This window comes from Anthropogastromicrobium sp., assembly GCF_037349415.1.
GTDB lineage: Bacteria > Bacillota > Clostridia > Lachnospirales > Lachnospiraceae > Anthropogastromicrobium > Anthropogastromicrobium aceti.
The window spans coordinates 1-23,778 of sequence record NZ_JAXWCK010000003.1; the positions used below are offsets into that span (position 1 = coordinate 1).

A 23,778-nucleotide genomic window follows, 5' to 3' on the forward strand; every position below is an offset into this window, starting at 1 on the left:
TTATAATGCACCATATAGTGGAGCAGTAGTTGAAATGACAATACCTGTAAAAGAGGACGATAGTGATGAAAATATTAATAATTGATGATGAGCAATTGATAAGACAGGGGGTGTATGATCAGCTTTTGGAAATGAAGCTACCAGTTGACGAAATACTTATAGCATCAGGGGCTGACCAGGCACGCGAAATTTTGGAACATAAGAAAATACAGATTTTTTTATGTGATATTGTGATGCCGCAAGAAGATGGAATTACGTTCGCAAAGTGGGTATTGAAACAATATCCTGATAGTAAATTTATCTTTTTAACTGCACATTCAGACTATGCATATATGAAGGAAGCAATTTCAATACAAAGTTTTGATTATTTGCTTCAGCCTGTAGCAAAGGAAGAACTTTTTCAGGTTGTGAATCGCGCAATCATGCAGGTTACACTTGAAGCAAAAAATAAGAAACTTTTCCAATGCAGAAAATTATTGATTGACAATGAGATAGATATCCTTGAAGGAAATTCGTTACGTTATTTGCAGGGATTAACAGAGAATAAAAAATATCTGACTAGTCTTATTGAACAGCGTACAAGGACGCTTGAGGAAGATACATTGTTTTGTGTCGTTTATGTTCAGGTGTTAAAGACTAAAAGTGTATGGAAAGAAAAAGATAAGGATATTTTGAGGGAAATTTATTATAATATATTTGAGGAAGTTATGGGAGAACTTGATATTCGACCGATTATTCTTTTGAGAAGTGATCTTTCAGGAAGTGTTTTTGTACTGCTGCGCTTTTGTGAAGGCAATAAGAGGGAACTTCCTGTAATTGCTGATTACTTGAATAATTTTCGCGTGCTTTATAATAAGGTGACTGGGACGGAACTGGCAATTTATTATACATCGTATTGCGATATATCAATGATTCGTGGACAAACAAAGAATCTTTTGAAGGAGGTTTATGAAAATGTTACACATGTAGGTAGCGTATTTTTTGTGGGAGATAAGGGAGAGAAAGTTGCAGAATATTCTTTTGACATTCAATTTAATTCATGGAGAATGCTGGTGAATAGGGATCGTTTAGAAGAGTTTCGTCAAAGTTTGTTTGCTTATTTGGATTATCATGTAATGAAAAAAGATGTGGATCGGAATTTTTTAATGAAACTTCACAGCAGGATATCGGAGCTAATTTTAAGAAAAGTAGCAGAAGAAAAAATCAGCACAAATGATATATTTGATCAGAATTATTCTTACTATGATTTTATGTATAGTTTTGATGATACTGAAAAATTCAAAGAAATGATATCAAAAGTACTTGAAAAAATACGTAGGCTCATGGGAAGAGAAGAACAAAATCCTGTAGAGCGTGTAGTCTCTTATATCAGAGAAAATATTGAAAAGGATATAAGTGTTGGAGTATTGGCGGATCTGATTGGTGTTACTCCGGAATATTTGAGTCGTGTTTTTAAAAAGGTAAAAGGAGTGAGCTTAAAAAAATATATTATAAATGAAAAAATAGAAGCTGCAAAGATACTTTTAACGACAACAACATTACCTGTAACATTAATAGCCGAAAATGTAGGGTATGGAAATTATAGTAATTTCACTTATACATTTCACCAAATCGTTGGGTATACACCAACCGAATATCGACAAAAACAAGAATAGATGGGAGCTGCCTATAAAAAATGGGCAGCTCTTATCTACTATGTGCAGAAAATCGAATAGAAATGGTCAGATTTTTGATAGTTTTGAAAAAAAGAGTTTCGTATAATAAAGCTACTAACAGAAAGGGGGAGTTGCTTGATGAAACAATCAACTTGCAGTAAAAATGTCGGATATCAAAAAACTTCTGTGAGAAAAAGGATACATAAATATAAATATCTGTATCTTTTAGCATTGCCAAGCATAGTATATCTGTTTATCAATAATTATATGCCGATGACGGGATTGATTCTTGCATTTAAAAATTACAGTTTTTCAAAGGGAATATTTAAAAGTGAGTGGTGTGGATTAAAGAACTTTACCTATTTATTTGGTTCAAAATGGGCAAAAGTTATGTTCCGCAATACAATTGGGTATAATGTAGTATTTATCATTTTGGGAACGATAGTTGCTATTTTTGTTGCAATATTATTGAATGAAATTCACAGCATCAAAGCGAGAAATTGCTATCAGATTTTGATCTTAATTCCTCATCTTGTCAGCATGGTTCTTGTAGGATATATCGTATTTGCATTCCTTTCAAATTCGAATGGTTTCGTGAATAAAGGAATTTTAGAACCGCTTGGAATGAAGGATGTGAATTGGTATACCGAGGCTGGATATTGGCCATACATTCTTGTTTTTGTAAATTTATGGAAAGGGTTTGGATTCCAAAGTATTGTGTATTTTGCAACTATTATTGGATTTGATAAATCGTATTACGAAGCAGCTGTTGTGGATGGAGCAAGTACTTGGCAGCAAATTACAAGGATCACATTGCCATTGCTGAAACCAACCGTAATTATTTTAACAGTAATGGCAATCGGAAGAATGTTCTCTACGGATTTTGGGTTATTCTACCAGGTGCCGATGAATTCAGGAATGCTTCGTGAAGCGACAACTACGATTGATACATTTGTATATAAGACCTTTATGGAAGATCATGATGTAGGAAGATCACTTGCAGCAGGTTTTATGCAGTCTGTTCTCGGTTTTGTATTTGTAATGGGAACAAATCTGGGCGTTAGAAAAATAGATCCGGACAGTGCATTGTTTTAAAATAGAGTGTGGGTCGGATAAGAAAAGAGGAATCGTATGGCAGGAAGAGGAAAAGGTTTTCGTATTTTTGCAAATATAATAATGGTGCTGTTGTCAGTGATGTGTTTGCTCCCATTTGTACTTCTTTTAGTTTCATCTTTGACAAAGGAATCTACTATTACAGCAAAGGGGTATTCGTTTTTAATCAGAGATCTGGATTTCAGCGCGTATCGTTATTTATTTGCAAGTGGTGATAGTATTTTAAGAGCATATGGAATGACGTTGTTGGTGACCGCGATAGGAACAATATTAAATCTATTTATGACATTGTTTTTTGCATATCTGCTTTCAAAAAAAGATTTGCCGGGAAGAAATTTACTCTCATTTTATGTATTTTTTACGATGCTTTTTTCAGGAGGAATGATTCCAAGTTATATTATTTGGTCTCAGGTATTTAAGGTTAGTGAGACAATATTTGGACTTCTCTTACCAAATCTGTTGATGAATGCGTTTAATATTATTTTGATGAGAACATTTTTAACAAGTAATATCCCACAGGAAATTTTGGAAGCGGCCGAAATGGATAGTTGTTCTCAGGTGAGAATGCTGTTTGATATTTGTATCCCGCTTTCCAAACCGATGATTTCAACGGTAACGTTATTTTCTGCACTTGGATATTGGAATGATTGGGTAAATGGACTTTATTATTTGATTCGTAATAAAAGATTGTATACGATTCAAAATGTGTTGAATACTATGCAGAATAATATTCAGTTTTTGAAACAGAACTCTCAGGCAGCATCAACCTCGCTGGCTTCTTCAGTACCATCACTTGGACTTCGTATGGCAATTGCAGTTGTGTCGGTGCTTCCAATACTTATGATTTATCCACTTTTTCAAAAACAATTTGTTCAGGGTATTGTAATCGGTGGCGTAAAAGGTTGAATGTAGTTAGTTAAAAATAAATCAACAATAGTCGTAAAAAGGAGGCTCTTATGAGAAAGAAAATGATGGCAATGGCAGCGGTAACTGCAATGATGGTATCTGCGGGAACTGGAAGTGTGGCAATGGCAGCACAAGAAAATGATGATCCATCAAAGTGGCCGGTTGTGAAGATGGAGGTGGTTTCCAGTACAGGTGAAGAAGCGAAGGAACAAATGATTGAAGATGCATTGAATGAGTATTTGGTATCAATTGATGCAGGAGTACAGGCAGATTTGGTACCACTTGCATTTGGTGACAGAGCAACTCAGCTTACGCTATTATTGACAGATAGTGAAAATGGAATTGATTTATTCTGTTGGCGATTTTATTCATCTGTGACAGATATGGTAAATAATGATCAGGTAATCGCATTAGATGACTATCGTGATCAGTATCCGGAATTGTGGGAGCTGTTTCCGGAAAGTGTTTATAAAACTTGTCAGGTAAATGGAAAACAGTATTCAATGCCGGCGGCAGATTCCTTTGGTAATTTTCAGGTGTATACGATGCGTAAGGATATCGCAGAAGAGATTGGCGTGATGGATTTGGTCGACAAAAAAATTACAGAAGAACAATTCGAAGACATATTAGCAAAGGCAGAAGCAGCACATCCGGAATTATGTTGGTTGACGGATCCAACAGTAACGTCTTATCAGGGAATTGATAATTTAGGATTTTCAGATTGGATTGGTGTTCTTTTAAATCAAGGTATTGATCAAGATACAATCGTAAATTATTATGAGACAGATGAATTTCGTGCGTATTGCGAGAAGTGCAAGATGTGGGCAGACAATGGATATTATATTGATGATCCACTAAACAATACAGGTATGATGGCAGGCTATGTTCAAGATGGAATTGCAGGTGGAGGCATGTTTGAGGCGTATTCAGTTGATTATGCTGCAGCATTAATGAGTGCACAGATTAAAAACTATGAAATGGTTATTTTTCAGTTGAATGATTTTGTGGGAACGAATTCTACTGTTTATAATGGATGGAATATATCATCAACCTGTCAGAATCCGGATGCAGCAATGAAGCTTCTTGATTTGTTATATACTGATGAGAAGGTTGCCAGATTCCTTGCACTTGGAATTGAAGGCGAGACATATGAACTTGATGAGAATGGTTGTGCATGGTATCCAGAGGGTGTTGATTCGAGCAATGTTGGTTGGAACTTGGATTGCCCGTGGTTTTATCCAAATGAGTGTCTGGGAGCTCCGTTTAATACAACGTTGAAAACATACTTTACGGATATGACAGCTTGCTGGACAAATCCAGAAAATAAATATTCTAAGGCAATGGGATTTGTATTTGATCCGGCAAATGTTTATGATCAGTATGCAGCTTGTTCAGCAACAGTCGCAGAATATAGAGATGCTTTGCTGTATGGTCAGGTAGATGTGGATTCAGCAATGGAAAAATTCAATGAAGAATTGAAGGAAAATGGTATTGACGAGATTATTGAAGAGATGCAGAAGCAGTATGATGAATTTTTGGGTAAATAATAAAAGTGAATCAATTTATAAATTTTAAATAAATGTAACTATAAAGAAAAGGGACGCAGGGCTATCTGGCAGTCCCTTTTTGCAGAAAGGAGTAATAATGGATAAAAGAAGAGTAACGATTGAATCAGGAGAATTACAAGGATGTTTTGGATGGGATCCAAGAATTACGGTTTTTAAGGGCATTCCATATGCTGCGCCGCCAATAGGCGATTTGAGATGGAGAGCTCCTCAGCCAGTTGAAAAATGGGATGGTGTACGTATAGCAGATAATTATGGACCAATGTCTATTCAGGATGTCCCTGGACTTGACCCAAAAGAATTTTGGACGAAGGAACTTCATCCGGCTGGTCCAGAATTTGAAATGTCAGAGGACTGTCTTTACTTGAATGTGTTTACACCTGCAAAAATAGGAAACGAAAAGCTTCCGGTATTAGTTTATATTCATGGCGGCGGTTTGATGGGCGGATATCCATATGAAATTGAATTTGATTGGGAGCATGTAGCTAGAAAAGGTATTGTGGTAGTAGCGGTTGCATACCGACTTGGTATTCTCGGATTCCTTTCACACCCATGGTTATCCGCTGAACACCCAGATGAGCCGAAGGGAAATTATGGATATCTGGACCAGTTAGCAGCTATTAAGTGGACTGGTCGTAACATTGCAGCATTCGGAGGTGATCCGGAAAAAATTACAATTGCAGGTCAGAGCGCAGGTGCAGGAAGTGTGTTAGCGCAATTGTCGAGTCCGATGGCGCAAGGTGCATTTCGGGCAGCAATTGTTCAGAGTGGAATTATTATGGATTTTTCTGATACGGATTCTAAGAGTTGGGTTTGTACATTGGAAGAAGCAGAAAAAACAGGTAAAGAATTTTTTGAGAAGGCAGGTTTTCATAATCTTGAAGAGGCAAGAGCGTGTCCAGCATTGAAACTTCATGAACTTCAGAAAAAATTGGCATCCGCTGGGCTAAGTTATGGTTTTACACCACCAATTGATCATATTTTTATGAAAGAGACACCAGTTGAGGCAATGGTAAGGGATCATTGGGGAGAGCGTCCTGTTATATTTGGATATACAAAGGATGAATTAAAAATGTTTAATCGTCTTTCAGGAAGCAGCCTTACCAATATGAAGGAGTACTTGGAAGTGGCAGAATTATATGGTGATAAAAAAGATGAATTCTTGAAAATAACGAATTGCCACACAGATGAAGATGTACAAAAATTAGGAGAAACGGATGTGTATATGACATTAGTAGCTTCAACCATTATGGGGGCATTTGTGAGAAATAGTCAAGGTCATCGTACGTATATTTATGAATTTGCTTGTGACATTCCGGGTGAGGATAATCCGGGCGCTTACCATGGAGCCGAGCTTGCATTTGCGTATGATGCGCTTGCAAGAATGTGGAGACCGTTCACTGGAAAATCCTATGATATGGCACGATATATTAATTCTTACTGGATGAACTTTGTGAAGAATACAGATCCGAATGGTGTAACAAATTTTGGAGAGGAACTTCCGAAGTGGGATGCATTTACAGCAGATAAACCAATGAAGATGAATTTTACTGATAAATGTGAAGAAACACAGATTGCGATTGATCCATTGATGAAGCTGAGATATGAAATCAGTTATGAAAAATAGTAAAGTAAAATTAGTATTAGCTGAAATATGAAGATGATTTGAGAAAAATGGAGGGCAGCTTGTGAAACTATTTGTAAAAGACAAGGAATTTTATCGAGAGACAATTGCAATTGCCATACCGATTTCTCTTCAGAGTATAATTACAATAGGTGTAAATATGATGGATAACATTATGGTTGGATCGCTTGGTGAAACAGTGTTATCGGGTGTTTCATTGGCAAATCAATACATAAGTTTGTATCATATCTGCTGTATGGGAATTGCAATGGGGGCAAGTGTACTAACCGCCAGATTTTGGGGCATGAAGGATATGACAGCGTTGAAGCATACAGTTACGCTGATGCTTCGCTTTTGCGCTGGGCTTGCGCTGCTTTTTATGATTCCTGCAATTATTAGTCCTAATTTGCTTATGAGAATGTATACACCAGATGAAGAGGTAATTGGACAAGGACTTCTTTATTATAGGTGGATCTGGGCTACTTTTCTTTTACAGGGATTTTCATTGACATGTACGATTGTTTTGCGAAGCGTTGGACAGGTTAAGCTCCCTCTTTATACTTCTATTGGTGCATTTTTTATCAATGTATTCTTTAATTATGTATTCATATTTGGAAAGCTTGGAGCACCAAGATTGGAAATAGAAGGTGCCGCAATTGGAACACTTTTTGCCAGACTTTTCGAGTTTGCAGTCATTGTTGGTTATTTTTTTACACGGGACTCGAAAATACAATATTGTGTGCAGGATTTAAGAATGAAGTGTATCAGCATATTGCATGAATACATTATGGTAAGTGTTCCAGTGTTTGTGTCAGATGGTCTATTGGCATTGGGAACAACAGTGGTCGCTATGATAATGGGACGAATCAGCAAGGAATTTGTCTCAGCAAATTCGATTACTTTTGTAACACAACAGCTATCAACGGTATTAATTCAAGGAATTTGCCATGCAGGTTGTATTGTGACGGGTCATACACTTGGAAAAGGTGACACAAGAAAGGCACAGGAACAGGCATGGACTTTTTTGGAACTCGGAGTAAGTATTGGTATAGTTGCCGGTCTTATTATTTTAGCAATTAGTGAACCAATGATTCAAGCCTATAATATTACAGACCATACAAAGAATATTGCACGGCAGTTAATGGATGCAATGGCACTGATTATCGTATTTCAATCTGCCAATAGTATTTTGACAAAAGGAGTTCTTCGTGGTGGTGGAGATACTAAGTTTTTGATGGTTGCAGACATTTTATTTTTGTGGATTGTTTCAATACCACTTGGTGCATTAGCTGGGCTTTACTGGCATTTGTCGGCATTTTGGATTTATGTTTTCCTTAAAATTGATCAAGTGATAAAAGCTATATGGTGTGTATTTCGACTAAAAAGTGGAAAATGGATCAAAACAATTAAAGGAAGTAAAAAATAGAGCAGGGGAGTAAAGCAGAATGAAAAATGAAATCACAATTCATACGAAGAAGGTGAAATTTAGGACAGCACCTGAATTTTATGGACTATTTTTTGAAGATATCAATCATGCAGCAGATGGTGGTCTTTATCCTGAAATGATTCGAAATCGTGCATTTGAAGATTCTCTTGTTCCAGAGGGATGTATAACTGATAAAGAACAGAAAATTTTCATTACAGAGCATAACTGGCCGGGCGCTTTTAATCATGGAGAAGGAATGGATGAATGGGCAGAAGCAGTTTTGCCAACAGATATACCGGGGTGGTATTCAGAAAATGCTCAAATGGAGTTGTTAACAACTGATACATTGAATCAAAATAGAAAAGCAGCTCTTCGTGTATTATTTTTACCGCATGGAAAAATTTATAACATTGGTTATTGTGGTATACCAATTGAAAAAGGAACTGCAAGCAACTTTTATTTTATGGTAAAAAGCAACTGTAAAACCAAGATTACAATTTCTTTAGAAAATACAGACGAAGAAATTTGTGGACAAAGCAGTTTTTTAATAGAAATGAGTCGAGAATACAAAAGATACGACTGCCAAATTTTAGCTGAGAAGACAGATTACAATGGACGAATTTGTATTTCTAGTGAGAAATCATGTGAACTGATTATAGGATTTACGTCGCTTCTTCCAGAAAAGACATTTAAGAATCATGGTCTTAGGGAGGATATTGCGATAGCATTGAAAAATACGCATGCAAAATTTCTTCGTTTTCCAGGTGGTTGTGTAGTAGAAGGAATTAATGAACCGAATGCAATGCGTTTTTCAAAGACGATAGGACCAGTATGGGAGCGTCCGAGTGTTCAATTAATGTGGCATTATCGAGCAACAAATGGGCTAGGCTTTCATGAATACTTGCAATTGTGTGAAGATCTTAAGATGGAGGCTATGTATGTGTGCAATTGTGGAATGGATTGTCAGGCACGGAATGGAGGTGGATTTTCACAAAAAATAACGCAGGAATATTTGGAGGAAGCACTCCACGCGTTGGAGTATGCGTTGGGAACATCGGATACTCCATATGGAAAGCTGCGCGCTATAAATGGAAGAAAGGAACCATTTCATTTAAAATATGTGGAAATAGGAAATGAAAATTGGGGTCCAGAATATACAAAGAGATACGAATTATTTTACAGAACATTAAAAAAAGCGTATCCGAAGGTGATTTTTATTTCAAATGCGCATACAGAGAGAGAAAAACTCACAACGGAATTCGCAGATGAGCATTACTATGATGCACCCGAGTTTTTCCTTGAAAGTGGTAATTTATTTGATCAGTATGATAGAAAAGGACCGAGAATTTTTTTAGGTGAATACGCCGTAAATGGAGGAAATACAATTGCATCTATGGAATGTGCACTGGCAGAATCTGTATTTTTATTAGGAGCTGAAAAAAACCAAGATATTGTACGTCTTACAGCATATGCACCATTATTTCAAAATGCAAATTATACAGCGTGGAAACCAAATTTAATTGTTTTTGATAATCACGAGGTTTATGGAATACCAAGTTACCATGCAATTTCACTTTTAGGTAAATATAGAGGGGATGAAGTTCTTACGGTTGATGAAAAAGTAGAAATGTGTCCACCTACTTATCGAGGTGTCTCTGGAATTATGTGTGAGAAAGAGGGATTGGAAATTCGGAACGTAAAGATCAATGGGAAACCAATAGAGCTTTCGTCTTGTATATATGGAGAAGCACGAAAAAATCAGGATACAGGCAGTTATCATATGTATTATGGTGGAGAGCGTCACCGTTTTACAGGAAAGAGTAAGGAATGGAATGAGGCTTTTGAATCTTTTATTACAGATGGAGGCAGAGAAAATAATGCACTTATATGGGGAATTTTTGGTGAAGAAGAACTGGAAGAATATACATTTGAAGCAGAAGTAAAAATGCAAAAAGATAATCCGGTGACCTTTTCAATTTGGAATCACTGCCCCAATACAGATGCTGGATGCAATGAACCACGAGATACAAATTGGACAGTTCGTTCCGTAAGAAATCAGATTTGGAAAATTGAAAATGGAGTCAGCATGACGAGAAGTCCTCATATGTTTGAGAAACCATTAACACCAGAAGAGCAGACCCCGGTAACGATTGATTATACAAAATATAACTGCTATAAAATTGTATGTAATCATTTTGGATATACATGCTATATTAATGATAAGTTAGTAGATCAAAAGCGACATGTCCTTCATCCATTGGTAAGCGCTGTGGCGGTACAAGATCGTGAACATGTATATTTGAAAGCAGTGAATGTGGATAGCCATGATCTTGACATTCAAATAAAGCTCGATTGTAGTGTAGATCAGGATGGAGAAGTTGAAATTCTTCAGGGAGCATTGCAAGAAGTAAATTCATTTGAATGCAAAAATAAGATATCAGCTATAAAAAAAGAAATAATATGTGGAAATGATTTTGTTTATCATATTCCAGCACATTCTGTAAATGTGATAAAAATAAAAAAATAAGAGTTAGTGGATCATGTATTCAGAGAAAAAATACTTGAATAAATAAGGAGATAATATGGAAAAAACAGAATTATTGATTACGCATCATGGAAGAACAGTGCATGGATATTTTTTTAAACCAAAAGCAACCAGAAAGTTTCCGCTCGTTATTATAAGTCATGGTTATAATGGATATAAGGATGATTTTGAAAAAACAGCGGAGTATCTTGCTGATGCTGGTATAGCATCAGTTGCATTTACATTTTGTGGAGGAAGTACACGAGATGAATCAGGCTTTCCAACAACGCAGATGACATTGTTTACAGAAAAAGATGATTTAATTGCAATTTTTGAAAGGATGGAACAAGAAGCGAGTGTTGATAAGGATCATATATTTTTGTTTGGAGCTTCTCAGGGTGGTCTGATCAGTGCTATGGCAGCAGAAGAATATAAAGAAAAGATAGCGGGTATGATTCTTCTTTATCCGGCATTATGTATTGCAGATAATTGGAGAGAACGTTTTGCATCCGAGGATGATATCCCAAAGGAATTAGATTTTTGGGGAATGCAGCTTGGAGATGTATTCTTTAAGAGTATTAGAACTTTTGAAACATTTAAAGTATTGGGACATTTTAGTAGCCCCGTATTGATACTTCATGGAATACAGGATGAGATTGTTCCAATTGAGTATAGTTTAAAAGCAGTAAAACAATATCCGAATGCAAAATTGGAGCAGTTTGCTAATGAACCGCATGGATTTACGGAAGATGGAAACCGGCGTATGGAGGCGATGATGTTATATTTCATCCATGAATGTATGGAAAGCAAATAGGAGCCACCCGGGACAGATATTGAGCCACCGGACCTGTCCCGGTGGCTCAAAGAAACAGCGTGCATCCCATTGCTTTAAATTCTTCAATTTTCTTTTGAAGAAGTGGGACGGGAACCTCAAGATATTGGCTGCTGCAGTCAATGCAAAAATACGAGGAAGCACCGCGATTATAAAGTTTTTTGTGGAGGCCAATTTCATCCTTTGTAAGGATGCGGCCGCACTGCTTGCATTTGCTGCAGGCAGCAGTTGAATGAGTAGTATCCATAAGTTTGCCTCAAAAAATATTAAATGGGTTACCCTCTGCCAGTATTTGTGCTGGCAGGGGGTATTTGTTTTTTTTATTATTCTGGGAAAATAAGCTGTGCAATGATTACCTTTGATTCATCAGGAGCGATTTTTGTAGCATAGCTGTCTTCATAGATGCCAAGATCCTCACCGGTGATTGCATCTGTCAGCTGAAGGCGAATGCCGGACTCTGAGTGAATACCCAGATCATCAAAACAGATACCTACATTCTGGCTCCACTGATCCTCAGCAGCAAGATTAAAGAATGCAATTGCAATACGGTTTCCAGACAGAAGCTTTGCAAAGGTGTACTTTCTTGTGTCAGCATGATCTACTAAAAATGGCGGGCGGCACTCATCATCCTGATTAATATCAATCAGACCCTTACAGAAGAGTGTTTTCTTGTTTACATCGTCAAGCTTTCTAAGGTCAGCACCGATGATAAGCGGAGAGCCTAAAAATGCCCACATTGCGAAGTGCTGCAGATACTGAAGGTCGCTGCAGCCGCCAATTCCTACATTTCCATTTCCGTGCATACCAACGATCAGCATGTCCATATCATTCCAGCAGCCTGGTGCATTATTTTCCACATTTTCTACCTGACTGATGAAAAGATCCTTGTAGCTCTTTGGACCATCAAAGATATCTCCGGTAGAGCGGTAGCTGTGAGCACCATGAGAGCGCATCCAGCCAGATGGGTCATACATACCCCAGTTGCAGGCTGCAAATAAGATATCGCGTCCAGTGCTGCGAAGTGCCATTGCCATTGTCAGGTAGGCATTCTTTGCATCACCGCTGACAGGGAAGTTGCAGAAATCATATTTCAGATAATCAACACCCCACTCAGCAAACTGCTTTGCATCAGAAAATTCATGACCATAGCTGCTTGGATAGCCTGCACAAGTCTTTGTTCCAGCGCAGGAGTACATACCAAACTTTAATCCTTTTGAGTGAATATAGTCGGCAAGTGCCTTCATACCATTTGGAAACAGTGCCGGGTCAGCAACTAGCTTTCCGTCAACACGCTCACGAAGAGACCAGCAGTCATCAATAATAACATATTCATAGCCCAGATCACGATAGCCATCCTCTACAATACGGTCAGCCATCTCCTTAATCAGCTGCTCGTTGATTTTGTCTCCGAAAGTGTTCCATGAGTTCCAGCCCATCGGCGGTTTTTTTGCGATCATAATTGTTTCTCCTTTTTAAAATTTATAGTTGGATTGCCTTTATAATAAAGGCAAAATAAGAAAAAAGGAATAACATATCATATTGTTTCCTTAACATATCATCTGATTGTGTAAAAATGGAGAAAATATCATTTTCTGGACAAATATATAAAAGTATCCATTGTACAAAATGAAATATTCAGGTATAGTAGAGCTTGGAACAAAACAGGAGGCAAAAAGTATGTTTTATACGTATGCAGTAGGGATAGACAGCCGCCACAGAAAAGGCGAGATTGTTTATCATTATGAAAAAAGACAGCATTATATTTTAATATATACAAGAACAACAGCTCAGTTTCAGATTGATGATGAGGAGATTCCGGTAAAAAAGGGAACACTTCTTTTGATCAGTCCAGATAAGCGTGCATCTTATACAGGAGTTTGGGAGGGCTACTGCGATGACTGGATCAATTTTTATGATCCGGACAATCAGCTTGCAAATTTTCGGATTCCGATAAATAAACCAGTAAGCCTCCAGGAAAATATTCCAGTGTCTCAATATATGCAGCTGATAATGAATGCATTTCATTCAGGAATGGCACAGCGTGACAATGTTCTTTCACAGCTGATGATGGCATTCTTTACATTGATTGATAATTATTTAAATTCATCGCTTCCGCAGATTGCACACTATCAAAAACTTTTGGAGCTTCGAGAGGAAATTTATGCATTTCCGGCACGTCCATGGTCAATACAGGAGCTGGCAGATCAGGTTAGCTTAAGCCCTGCCTATTTCCAGGATCTATATAAAAAGGCATTTCAGGTATCATGTGGGGCTGATATTATTCAGAGCCGTATCGGACAGGCTAAGCGAATGCTGGCACAGACAAACCTGACAATGGAAGAGATTGCAGACAGATGTGGGTATAACAGCCCTGTGCATTTCTCCAGACAGTTTCGCAAGTGTACAGGATGTGCACCATCAAAGTGGCGCGAGAATGCGCTGGGAGAAAATATGATGGTTGCAGATCATGGATAAAACAATATTTTTGCCTGTAATAATTAAAAAGTGGAAGAAGTGTATTTTTGTAAATATATAGCTGAATGCTTATAAATAAAAAATCTACGATTCATGGATTGTCATGAGAGAAAGTCCTTGCTATAGTTGAAGCAAAAAGATGGAGGTGATCCTCAAATGACAATGGCAGAACAAATTATTAGGGCAAGAAAAAAAGCTGGATTGACACAACGTGAACTTGCAAAACAGCTTAATGTCACCAACAAGGCTGTCTCACGGTGGGAGACTGGTGGCGGAATGCCAGACATTATTCAGTTGGTGCCGTTATGCCGTGTACTTGATCTTTCTCTTCAGGAGCTTTTGGATGGTGTTGAGGAGGGGCTCGGAAAGCAGTTTATCAGCAGTCTTTTGATTCAGCAGACGGATGAGAACAAAAACATTAATACAGAAACGTCAAATGATCATGTTTTTATACGTCCTCAGATACACAGGCAGACGCCAACCTCTACATATATTTTTGGGCATAACCTTGAGCATACACGTGCTTGTATATATGGTGGACTGAGTGCGCAGGTTCTTCGGAATCGCAAATTTGCAGGAAAACCATCAGGAAGTGATGGCTGTGCGGCAGAGTGGATTCCGATAGGAGCTGAGCATACGCTGTATGTGCTTGATTCTGATAATGGCCTACAGACATCGGTTGCTTATACGCATCATAAGGAGATAGGAAAAGAAATGATGGGTACGGGCAAAATGAATCGCAGAAATGAGTGTCAGGCGCTTGATGTACAGCTGTTAAAGGAAAATCATATTTGCGGAATTAGACAGGAAAACCTCGATCTTAGAGCGTGTGAATATAAATTGCGCATTGTTGCAAAAACAAGTGAATTAGTGGAAATTCGTGTAGCATTGATGGAAAACGGCATAGAAGATACAAATGGATTGACATATAGCTTTACCCTTCATCCAGGCGATTGGCAAAAAGAGAACTTTTCAATGCATATTCCGAAGGCAGGAATGTATTCTTTAAGTATTACATTTTCAAAACGTGCAAGGGTTAAATTTGGTGTACTCTCTATGCTGCCATTTGATCATTTTCATGGAATGAGGCGTGATGTGATCGAATGTATGAAAGAGATTGGCATCAGTATGCTTCGTTGGCCGGGAGGCAATTTCGCAGGAGAGTACCGCTGGCAGGATGGACTGCTTGATGCTGATGAGCGTGCACCATTAGAGGCCTACATGGAAAATGAGACACAGCCCTATACAAATGGATATGATTACAACGAAGTTGGAATTGATGAATTTATTGCGCTATGCCGTGAGATCGGTGCAGAGCCATTTCTGACAATCAATTTGGCAAATGCATCTCCAGAAGAAAATGCAGCATGGGTGGAGTATTGCAATGGGGCGGATGATACACGTTACGGGAAGCTTCGCGCACAGCGTGGACATAGGGATGCCTATCAGGTTCGGTATTGGTCTCTCGGAAATGAGATGGGATATGGCCACATGGAGGGGCCAATGACACCAGGGCAATATGTAATGCTTGCTCGCAGGCAGATGAGAGCGATGCTAGATGTTTCGCCAGATTTACAGTTGTTTTCATCTGGCCCATATCCAAGTGAAGAATGGGGAACGAAGTCAGCAAAGGAGCTTGCAGAGAATGTTAAATATGCATCCCTTCATCACTATACCTACGTGCCACTAGATTATTCATCGGATGAGGCTGCGAAAAATACCTGCCAGGCAATCATGGATGCACCAAAAGAGGCATATCGTCTTATAAAGGAAATGAGAACATGTCTGGGCAATAATATACATATTTCATTTGATGAGTGGAATTGCTGGTACGCATGGTATCGTCCATCATCCGCAGCAGAAGGGTTGTATGCAGCGGGAATGCTTCAGTTGTTTCTTAATGAATCAAACGCAATGGATATGCCAGTATGCTGCTATTTTCAGCCGATTAGTGAGGGAGCTATCGAAATAAAAGGTAATCATTGTCGACTGACAGCAACAGGACAGGTATTTTCCATGTTGAAAGCGCATTGTGGAGGCAGCTTATGCCCATCTTTGAAAAATAACAGTGTGGCCGCAACAATAAAAGATAATATATTGACAATATCGATGATTCATACTGGACAGGAAGAACCGCGTGTATTTAAGATTCAAATAAGGGGAGATCTGTTTGATGCAAAACTATTGAGTACAGATTCGCTTCTTCCACATTCGAGATTTGAAGAAAAAATACTTTCTGTTTCAGAGACAGATGGCATATTTGAGGTTGTGCTTCCGCCATGCAGCGTTGCGTGTGTTAAGTTTCGTATATGACAAAAAGAAAGAGAGGAGTTTAGCTATGAGATTATATTATCAGCCGAAAGGATATTGGTTTGGAGACTGCATGCCATTTGGCAAGGGGGATACGTTTTATTTGTTTCATCAAAGGGATACAAGAAAGCCGTGTCCATTTGGAGAGCCATTTGGATGGGATTTGGCTACAACAAAAGATTTTGTAACATATGAGGATTGTGGCACAGCAATTTTACGCGGAGATGATACAAAACAGGATCAGTTTATATTTGCCGGAAGTGTTTGTGAGGATCGGGATGGTGTTTATCACGCATTTTATACCGGTTTTAATCGTGACTATCCAAAACAAGGGAAACCGTCACAGGTGCTGATGCACGCAATCAGTCATGATTTAAAGAACTGGGAAAAGACAAACGATGCAGTGACCTTCACACCGCAGCCAGGGTATGATCCAGATGACTGGCGTGACCCATTTGTGCTTTGGGATGACGAGGAAAATCAGTATATTCTGATTCTTGGAACGCGTCTTGCCGGGGATAAGCACAGACAGACTGGAAGAACTGTCTATTTTACATCTACAGATTTAACTAATTGGACATTTGAAGGCGATTTTTGGGCACCGGATCTTTTTACAATGCATGAGATGCCAGATTTGTTTAAAATTGGAGAGTGGTGGTATTTGATTACAACTGAATATTCACATGCGTCAAAGCAGGTGTACAGAATGGCAAAGAGTCTTAAGGGACCGTGGATTGCGCCAGAGGATGATGGTTTTGATGGCAGAGCGTATTATGCAGGAAGGACATTTGAACTAAATGGACAGCGAATCATTTTTGGATGGGTGCCAAGCCGTGCAAATGAGACAGATAGCGCACATTTGACGTATGATGAAAATTCCGACAATGAGCAGTTTATCTGGGCAGGTACTTTTGTAGCACATGAGATTTACCAAAGGGAAGATGGAACACTTGGCTGTCGAGTGCCTCAGACTGTATGGGATGCATTTAAAGAGAAAACAGTGCTTGCTGACGAAACACTAAAAAGAGAGTCTGGACGCGTGACAAATCAGGTTGTATCAAATGCAGGAGACTGCTATCGTTTTGAGACAACTGTGACTGCAAAGGATGGATTGCGCTCATTTTCAGTAGGCCTTAGAGATAACGAGGAAACGGGTGTCAGCTATTGCTTTACCGTGCTGTGTGCACAAAATAGAGTGATCTTTGAGAAGGTACCAAATTGGCCGTGGCCACAGATGAACAATATTGGTTTGGAACGCCCAGTGCATCCAAACGAGGATGGAACATATCATATTCAGATCATAGCAGATGACACAATTGCGACATTGTATATCAATGGCGTTGCGCTGAATGCGCGCATGTATACTCAGCCGGGAGATGGTATTGTGCTGGCCGCAGAAGATGGAACAGCTGTATTTAAGGATATGTCCTTTGCGAAGTTTCCACTTAAGTGATAAAAAGATCAAAAGAAAAATAAAAAATGTCTACTTGACAAATAGGAAAATGCGTTGTATAGTAGCGCTATAATTAAATAACAAAGTAACACTTCAAACCGTTGAAGCGGAGATAAAAATAGGAAATGCGCAGTACAGAGAGTTTGGGATGCTGAGAACCAGACAGAGAGCAGCTTATTAAATGGACCGCTGAGGGTATGGTCAAAGGCATAAGCCAAGTATTCCATAACGTGTGCGCATACGTTAGTTGCGAGGGATATGCTGGTATCCTAAAAAGGGCCCTGAAAAGGGAAACAAGGTGGCACCGCGGAAAGTAGAATTTTATCCGTCCTTGGCAGATTCATAACAATGAGTCTGTCAGGGACTTTTTTGTTATACCAAGTTTCCAAAGTCAAAAACGTTTTTGCTTGCACGATAAGTTTTATAACCTTGGAGTAGGTATATAGAAAATAAAAAGCTCCGCATACCGGCATGACAGCAAAGGAGGATCACAATGCAGATTATTACATCATTAGAAGAATTAAGACAAAAAGCAGTTGGATATCGTGCCGTACCGGTTGCAGGAGAACTGTTTTCAGATGTGCGAACACCAATCGAGGTCTTACGTATATTAAAAAATGTCAGCAGCCATTGCTTTTTATTTGAGAGTGTGGAAAATCAGGAAATTTGGGGACGATACACATTTCTTGGATTTGACCCGAAGGAAGAGATTGCATTTACAGGAGGCGAAAATCCAAGAGGTCGCATAGAAGAAGTTTTAAAGGAATATAAAAGTCCGCGCATGGAAAATCTTCCTTCCTTTACAGGAGGATTAGTCGGTTATTTCTCTTATGATTACGTAAAGTACAGTAATCCAAAGCTAAAACTTGACGCGAAAGACGAGGAAGGCTTTAAGGATGTCGATGTGATGCTTTTTGATAAAGTCATTGCATTCGATAATGTAAAGCAAAAGATCATCATTATGGTGACAGTCAAGACAAATGAGCTTGAGAAAAATTATGAAAAAGCTGTACAGACAATAAAGAAAATTGCAAAGCTGATCATCCGCGGAGATATGAAAAAAGAGCAGCCGGGATGCTTAAAAACAGAATTTAAGCCGCTGTTTCAGAAAGACGAATATTGCAGGATGGTAGAAAAAGCAAAAGAATATATCTATCAGGGAGATATCTTTCAGGTCGTGCTTTCTAACCGTTTGGAAGCTGAGTATGAAGGAAGCTTGTTAAATACCTATCGCATCATGAGAACCACAAATCCATCACCATATATGTTCTATTTTAGCAGTGACGATATGGAGGTGGCAGGAGCTTCACCAGAGACACTTGTTAAATTAGAAAATGGTGTGCTTCATACATTTCCGCTTGCAGGAACAAGGCCAAGAGGAAAGGACAGGCAGGAAGATCTGGCACTTGAAAAAGATTTGCTTGCCGATGAAAAGGAATGTGCAGAGCACAACATGCTTGTTGATCTGGGACGAAACGATATCGGAAAGATCAGCAAGTATGGCACTGTTGAAGTAGAGGAATATATGCAGGTGCTTCGTTATTCACATGTTATGCACATTGGTTCAACTGTCAGGGGACAGATTAGGGATGACAAGACAGCGCTTGATGCTGTAGAGGCAGTACTTCCAGCTGGAACACTTTCAGGTGCACCCAAATATCGTGCAATGGAAATCATAAATGAACTTGAAAATAATAAGCGAGGCATTTACGGCGGTGCAGTCGGTTATCTTGATTTTACTGGAAATTTAGATACATGTATAGGAATCCGTTTGGCATACAAGAAAAATGGGAAGGTATTTGTCAGGTCAGGGGCAGGAATAGTGGCAGACAGCATTCCAGAAAAAGAATTTCAAGAGTGCATAAATAAGGCAAAGGCGGTAGTAGAAGCTATAAAAAAAGCACAGCAGATGGCAGCTTATGAGGGAAAGGAGAACAACGATGATATTATTGATTGATAATTATGACAGCTTTTCCTACAATCTATATCAGTTAATCGGTACGATTGAGCCAGATATCAAAGTCATCCGAAATGATGAGATGACAGTTGAGGAAGTAAAGGCATTAAATCCACAGCTTATAATCCTTTCTCCGGGACCGGGGCGCCCAGATCAGGCAGGCATATGTGAGGAAGTAGTAAAGACGCTAGGTCCAAGTATTCCAATTTTAGGTGTGTGCCTTGGCCATCAGGCAATCTGCGAAGCCTATGGCGGCAAAATCATTCACGCAAAGAAGCTGATGCATGGAAAGACTTCAATCGCACGTTTAGACAGATCAGGAGTTTTATTTAAAGAAATGGATGCGGAGATTAAAGTTGCAAGATATCATTCCCTTGAAGCTGATCCAGATACGCTGCCGGCTGAGCTTTTGGTGACAGCAATGGCAGATGGTGAAATCATGGCAGTCGAGCATGAAAAGTATCCGGTTTATGGATTGCAGTTTCATCCGGAATCAATCCTCACACCAAAAGGAATTGATATTTTACGAAACGTAGTAGAGAGTATAAGAAAATAGAAAAAAATAGAAGAATATAAATATATATAGCAACAGACAGCAGCAAGCAACAACAGACAGCAAGGGAGATAACGCTATGATAAAAGAAGCAATCGCAAAACTGATAAAGAAAGAAAACCTGACGACAGAGATGATGGAGCAGGTTATGGAAGAAATCATGACAGGAGAGGCAACTGATGCACAGAAGGCATCTTTCCTCACGGCAATGACGATGAAAGGTGAGACAATCGATGAAATTACATCAGCGGCAAAGGTCATGAGAAGCCATTGTGAGAAGTTCTTGAATGATATGGATGTATTAGAGATTGTTGGAACTGGCGGAGACGGTGCAAACACGATCAACATTTCGACCATCGCATCAATTATTGTATCATCGACAAAAATACCGGTTGCAAAGCACGGAAACCGTGCAGCATCAAGTAAATGCGGCACAGCAGACTGCCTTGAGGCACTTGGAGTAAACATAAATATCTCTCCAGCTGAAAGTGCTATACTTTTAAAAGAACATAACATGTGCTTCTTATTTGCTCAGAAATATCATCCGGCAATGCGCTTTGTAGGTTCAGTCAGAAGAGAGATCGGTATTCGCACAATATTTAATGTGTTAGGACCTCTGGCAAACCCGGCAGGTGCCTCCATGCAGCTGCTTGGCGTATACAGTGAGGCACTTGTAGAACCGCTTGCAAGAGTCCTTTATAACTTGGGTGTTAAGCGTGCAATGGTTGTTTATGGTCAGGATGGCATGGATGAGATTTCGCTAAGTGCACCGACAACAGTGTGCGAGGTAAGAAACGGAAGCTTTAAGAGTTACGTAATTACACCAGAGCAGTTTGGATTTAAAAGATGTAAAAAGGAAGATCTTATTGGCGGCAACCCACAGGAAAATGCAAAGTTTGCATTAGATATTTTAAATGGAGCCAAAGGTCCAAAAACTGATGCAGTACTGCTCAATGCCGGAGCAGCCATTTACACGGCAAGAGAAGACATAACAATTGAAGATGGCATTAAGATTGCAAGAGAGGCATTAGAAAGCGGTCTTGCAGCAAAACAGTTAGAGGATTTTGCAAAAGCAACAAAGCAGTAAAAATAAGAAAATATGGCAGTGGGGTGAAAGCAGCATGGCAGAGAATATATTAGAGACGATTGCAGCGAAGCGTCGCATTTATATAGAAGAAAAGAAAAAGCAGGTGCCACTAAAAAACTTGATTTCGCAGGCAGAGGCGCTTTTACAAAGGGAATTAGCTGGCGAAGTATCAGCAAAGCCAAGCTTTTACGACAGTCTGGCAGGCGATAAGCTTTCGTTTATCTGCGAGGTAAAGAAGGCATCTCCGTCAAAGGGAATTATAGCACCAGATTTTCCATATCTTACCATAGCTAGAGAATATGAATCGGCAGGAGCCGCAGCTATCTCAGTTTTGACTGAGCCAGAATATTTTCTTGGAAGAGATGAATATTTAAAGGAAATTGCTAAGACGGTACATATTCCGGTGCTTAGAAAGGATTTCACAATAGATGAATATCAGATTTACGAGGCAAAGCTTTTTGGTGCATCAGCAGTACTTTTGATTTGTTCACTGCTTGATAAGAAAACATTATCTAAATTTTTAGATCTGTCGAATGAGCTTAAGCTTGATGCACTCGTTGAGGCACATGATGAAGAGGAAGTGCACACAGCACTTGAATGTGGAGCAAAAATCATAGGTGTGAATAACAGAAACTTAAAGAACTTTACGGTAGATGTGAGAAACAGCTTGAGGCTTCGGGCACTTGTTCCAAAAGATGTAGTATTTGTCTCTGAGAGCGGCATCAAGACAAGAGAGGATACAAGACAGCTTGCAGCATATCATGTAAATGCCGTGCTGATCGGGGAGACTCTAATGCGAAGCCCAGACAAAAAGACAGCACTTGATTTGCTTCGGCCATAACCAAACCGAAAACAAGCAATAACAAACAAGTAAATAAAAGCAAACAAAACAGGCAGCAACAAATAAATAGCTATAGAAAAAACATAACTATTTAAATAGATACAACAAACAAATAATAAATAACAGACAAATTCAAGAATGACATACAGAAAGGAACTAGACAGATGAGCAGAGGAAGATATGGAAAGCATGGCGGCCAGTATGTGCCAGAAACATTGATGAATGAAATTATACGATTGGAGGAAGCGTATGAGCATTATAAAAACGATCCCGAATTTGTTCAGGAATTAGATACTTTATTGAAGGAATATGCAGGAAGACCATCACTTCTTTATTATGCAGAGCGCATGACAAAGGATTTGGGCGGAGCTAAGATCTATTTAAAGAGAGAGGATTTAAACCACACAGGTGCTCATAAAATCAACAATTGTCTTGGTCAGGCACTTCTTGCAAAGAAAATGGGAAAGACGCGTTTAATCGCAGAGACTGGTGCCGGACAGCATGGCGTTGCGACAGCAACTGTTGCTGCACTTCTTGGCATGGAGTGCGAGATCTATATGGGAAAGGAAGATACGATTCGTCAGGCACTTAATGTATACAGAATGGAGCTTCTCGGCGCAAAGGTTCATCCTGTAACTAGTGGTACACAGACATTAAAGGATGCTGTTAATGAGTGCATGAGAGAGTGGACAAATCGTGTAGACGATACACTTTACGTGCTTGGTTCTGTAATGGGCCCTCATCCGTTCCCAATGATCGTGCGCGATTTTCAGAGCGTAATCAGTAAGGAAGCAAGAGCGCAGATTCTTGAAAAAGAAGGAAAGCTGCCAGACGCAGTGCTTGCATGCGTAGGCGGCGGCAGCAATGCGATGGGTATGTTTTATGAGTTCATTAAGGATGAGAATGTACGTCTGATTGGATGTGAGGCAGCAGGACGCGGTGTTAACACAGGTGAGACAGCAGCTACTATTGCAGTCGGAACAGAGGGAATCTTCCACGGCATGAAATCATATTTTTGCCAGAATGAATATGGACAGATTGCACCTGTTTACTCTATCTCTGCCGGACTTGATTATCCTGGTATTGGACCAGAGCACGCATATCTGCATGATATCGGCAGAGCCGAGTATGTGCCAGTCACAGATGAGGAAGCAGTTTGTGCATTTGAGTACATTGCAAAGACAGAGGGCATCATAGCTGCAATAGAGAGTTCTCATGCAATCGCACAGGTAATGAAGCTGGCACCTACAATGAGAAAAGACCAAATCATCATCTGCTGTGTATCAGGAAGAGGAGACAAAGACGTAGCAGCAATTGCAAGATATAGAGGAATCGATTTACAAAAGTAGGGCGGGAAATCCCAAGGTTTTAACCGTGGGATGAAAGCCAAGAAACTTTTTGTAATTATCGGACAATGATGTCGAATTTTGTCGAAATGTTGTACAGGCAACTGCTCG

At 39.2% G+C, this 23,778-nt stretch carries 18 protein-coding genes; 16 read left to right on the forward strand and 2 right to left on the reverse strand.

Annotation, left to right across the window (positions count from 1 at the left end):
* Positions 1-65 precede the first annotated feature (65 nt).
* The 8 genes from WJP93_RS00035 (at position 66) to WJP93_RS00070 (ending at position 11,627) form a co-directional block, all read left to right on the forward strand.
* Positions 66-1,655, forward strand: a complete 1,590-nt coding sequence (locus WJP93_RS00035; RefSeq protein ID WP_337546118.1) for a response regulator — start codon at positions 66-68, stop codon at positions 1,653-1,655.
* Between the two features lie 138 nt (positions 1,656-1,793).
* On the forward strand, positions 1,794-2,750 hold the full coding sequence (locus WJP93_RS00040) for an ABC transporter permease subunit (RefSeq protein WP_337546120.1): 957 nt from the start codon (positions 1,794-1,796) through the stop codon (positions 2,748-2,750).
* A 36-nt stretch (positions 2,751-2,786) separates the two neighbouring features.
* Positions 2,787-3,674, forward strand: a complete 888-nt coding sequence (locus tag WJP93_RS00045; protein WP_337546122.1) for a carbohydrate ABC transporter permease — start codon at positions 2,787-2,789, stop codon at positions 3,672-3,674.
* A gap of 50 nt (positions 3,675-3,724) precedes the next feature.
* On the forward strand, positions 3,725-5,221 hold the full coding sequence (locus WJP93_RS00050) for an ABC transporter substrate-binding protein (protein WP_337546123.1): 1,497 nt from the start codon (positions 3,725-3,727) through the stop codon (positions 5,219-5,221).
* Between the two features lie 97 nt (positions 5,222-5,318).
* Positions 5,319-6,866, forward strand: coding sequence for a carboxylesterase family protein (locus WJP93_RS00055; RefSeq protein WP_337546125.1), 1,548 nt, complete (start codon positions 5,319-5,321; stop codon positions 6,864-6,866).
* Positions 6,867-6,927: 61 nt separating this feature from the next.
* Positions 6,928-8,289, forward strand: coding sequence for an MATE family efflux transporter (locus WJP93_RS00060; RefSeq protein WP_337546127.1), 1,362 nt, complete (start codon positions 6,928-6,930; stop codon positions 8,287-8,289).
* A gap of 19 nt (positions 8,290-8,308) precedes the next feature.
* Entirely contained in the window at positions 8,309-10,816 is a 2,508-nt protein-coding gene (locus WJP93_RS00065; RefSeq protein ID WP_337546128.1) for an alpha-L-arabinofuranosidase C-terminal domain-containing protein, read from the forward strand.
* Positions 10,817-10,871: 55 nt separating this feature from the next.
* Positions 10,872-11,627, forward strand: coding sequence for an alpha/beta fold hydrolase (locus WJP93_RS00070; protein WP_337546130.1), 756 nt, complete (start codon positions 10,872-10,874; stop codon positions 11,625-11,627).
* Positions 11,628-11,673: 46 nt separating this feature from the next.
* Here WJP93_RS00070 and WJP93_RS00075 read toward each other — a convergent pair whose 3' ends face one another.
* Together WJP93_RS00075 and WJP93_RS00080 are read right to left on the reverse strand one after the other, a co-directional pair.
* A complete protein-coding gene (locus tag WJP93_RS00075; protein WP_337546132.1) occupies positions 11,674-11,892 on the reverse strand; it encodes a hypothetical protein in 219 nt (72 codons plus the stop codon).
* Positions 11,893-11,968: 76 nt separating this feature from the next.
* Positions 11,969-13,102 (reverse strand): glycoside hydrolase family 27 protein, encoded by a 1,134-nt coding sequence (locus tag WJP93_RS00080; RefSeq protein ID WP_337546133.1) that lies wholly within the window; start codon positions 13,100-13,102, stop codon positions 11,969-11,971.
* 220 nt (positions 13,103-13,322) lie between these two features.
* Between WJP93_RS00080 and WJP93_RS00085 the strand changes: the two genes are divergently transcribed.
* The 8 genes from WJP93_RS00085 to trpB all read left to right on the forward strand — a co-directional run bounded on the left by WJP93_RS00085 (position 13,323) and on the right by trpB (position 23,670).
* Positions 13,323-14,120, forward strand: coding sequence for an AraC family transcriptional regulator (locus WJP93_RS00085; RefSeq protein ID WP_337546134.1), 798 nt, complete (start codon positions 13,323-13,325; stop codon positions 14,118-14,120).
* A 156-nt stretch (positions 14,121-14,276) separates the two neighbouring features.
* On the forward strand, positions 14,277-16,433 hold the full coding sequence (locus tag WJP93_RS00090; RefSeq protein ID WP_337546135.1) for a helix-turn-helix domain-containing protein: 2,157 nt from the start codon (positions 14,277-14,279) through the stop codon (positions 16,431-16,433).
* Between the two features lie 25 nt (positions 16,434-16,458).
* Positions 16,459-17,883, forward strand: coding sequence for a GH32 C-terminal domain-containing protein (locus tag WJP93_RS00095; protein WP_337546137.1), 1,425 nt, complete (start codon positions 16,459-16,461; stop codon positions 17,881-17,883).
* Between the two features lie 493 nt (positions 17,884-18,376).
* Entirely contained in the window at positions 18,377-19,840 is a 1,464-nt protein-coding gene (locus WJP93_RS00100) for an anthranilate synthase component I family protein (RefSeq protein WP_337546139.1), read from the forward strand.
* Positions 19,824-20,396, forward strand: coding sequence for an aminodeoxychorismate/anthranilate synthase component II (locus WJP93_RS00105; protein ID WP_337546141.1), 573 nt, complete (start codon positions 19,824-19,826; stop codon positions 20,394-20,396). The genes WJP93_RS00100 and WJP93_RS00105 overlap by 17 nt, the downstream gene beginning before the upstream one ends.
* A 76-nt stretch (positions 20,397-20,472) precedes the next feature.
* Positions 20,473-21,480, forward strand: coding sequence for an anthranilate phosphoribosyltransferase (trpD, locus tag WJP93_RS00110; protein WP_337546143.1), 1,008 nt, complete (start codon positions 20,473-20,475; stop codon positions 21,478-21,480).
* A 34-nt stretch (positions 21,481-21,514) separates the two neighbouring features.
* A complete protein-coding gene (gene trpC / locus WJP93_RS00115) occupies positions 21,515-22,321 on the forward strand; it encodes an indole-3-glycerol phosphate synthase TrpC (RefSeq protein WP_337546145.1) in 807 nt (268 codons plus the stop codon).
* A 164-nt stretch (positions 22,322-22,485) separates the two neighbouring features.
* Complete coding sequence (gene trpB, locus WJP93_RS00120) at positions 22,486-23,670, forward strand: tryptophan synthase subunit beta (protein WP_337546148.1); 1,185 nt, start codon at positions 22,486-22,488, stop codon at positions 23,668-23,670.
* Positions 23,671-23,778: the final 108 nt, after the last annotated feature.

What these genes read in the sequence shown, in the direction of transcription:
- WJP93_RS00035 (WP_337546118.1), top strand. Translation starts at nt 66, where the DNA reads ATGAAAATATTAATAATTGATGATGAGCAATTGATAAGACAGGGGGTG.
- WJP93_RS00100 (WP_337546139.1), top strand. Translation starts at nt 18,377, where the DNA reads ATGCAGATTATTACATCATTAGAAGAATTAAGACAAAAAGCAGTTGGA.
- WJP93_RS00105 (WP_337546141.1), top strand. Translation starts at nt 19,824, where the DNA reads ATGATATTATTGATTGATAATTATGACAGCTTTTCCTACAATCTATAT.
- WJP93_RS00090 (WP_337546135.1), top strand. Translation starts at nt 14,277, where the DNA reads ATGACAATGGCAGAACAAATTATTAGGGCAAGAAAAAAAGCTGGATTG.
- WJP93_RS00070 (WP_337546130.1), top strand. Translation starts at nt 10,872, where the DNA reads ATGGAAAAAACAGAATTATTGATTACGCATCATGGAAGAACAGTGCAT.
- WJP93_RS00045 (WP_337546122.1), top strand. Translation starts at nt 2,787, where the DNA reads ATGGCAGGAAGAGGAAAAGGTTTTCGTATTTTTGCAAATATAATAATG.
- WJP93_RS00065 (WP_337546128.1), top strand. Translation starts at nt 8,309, where the DNA reads ATGAAAAATGAAATCACAATTCATACGAAGAAGGTGAAATTTAGGACA.
- WJP93_RS00040 (WP_337546120.1), top strand. Translation starts at nt 1,794, where the DNA reads ATGAAACAATCAACTTGCAGTAAAAATGTCGGATATCAAAAAACTTCT.
- WJP93_RS00075 (WP_337546132.1), bottom strand. Translation starts at nt 11,892, where the DNA reads ATGGATACTACTCATTCAACTGCTGCCTGCAGCAAATGCAAGCAGTGC.
- trpC (WP_337546145.1), top strand. Translation starts at nt 21,515, where the DNA reads ATGGCAGAGAATATATTAGAGACGATTGCAGCGAAGCGTCGCATTTAT.
- WJP93_RS00055 (WP_337546125.1), top strand. Translation starts at nt 5,319, where the DNA reads ATGGATAAAAGAAGAGTAACGATTGAATCAGGAGAATTACAAGGATGT.
- trpD (WP_337546143.1), top strand. Translation starts at nt 20,473, where the DNA reads ATGATAAAAGAAGCAATCGCAAAACTGATAAAGAAAGAAAACCTGACG.
- WJP93_RS00095 (WP_337546137.1), top strand. Translation starts at nt 16,459, where the DNA reads ATGAGATTATATTATCAGCCGAAAGGATATTGGTTTGGAGACTGCATG.
- WJP93_RS00085 (WP_337546134.1), top strand. Translation starts at nt 13,323, where the DNA reads ATGTTTTATACGTATGCAGTAGGGATAGACAGCCGCCACAGAAAAGGC.
- trpB (WP_337546148.1), top strand. Translation starts at nt 22,486, where the DNA reads ATGAGCAGAGGAAGATATGGAAAGCATGGCGGCCAGTATGTGCCAGAA.
- WJP93_RS00050 (WP_337546123.1), top strand. Translation starts at nt 3,725, where the DNA reads ATGAGAAAGAAAATGATGGCAATGGCAGCGGTAACTGCAATGATGGTA.
- WJP93_RS00080 (WP_337546133.1), bottom strand. Translation starts at nt 13,102, where the DNA reads ATGATCGCAAAAAAACCGCCGATGGGCTGGAACTCATGGAACACTTTC.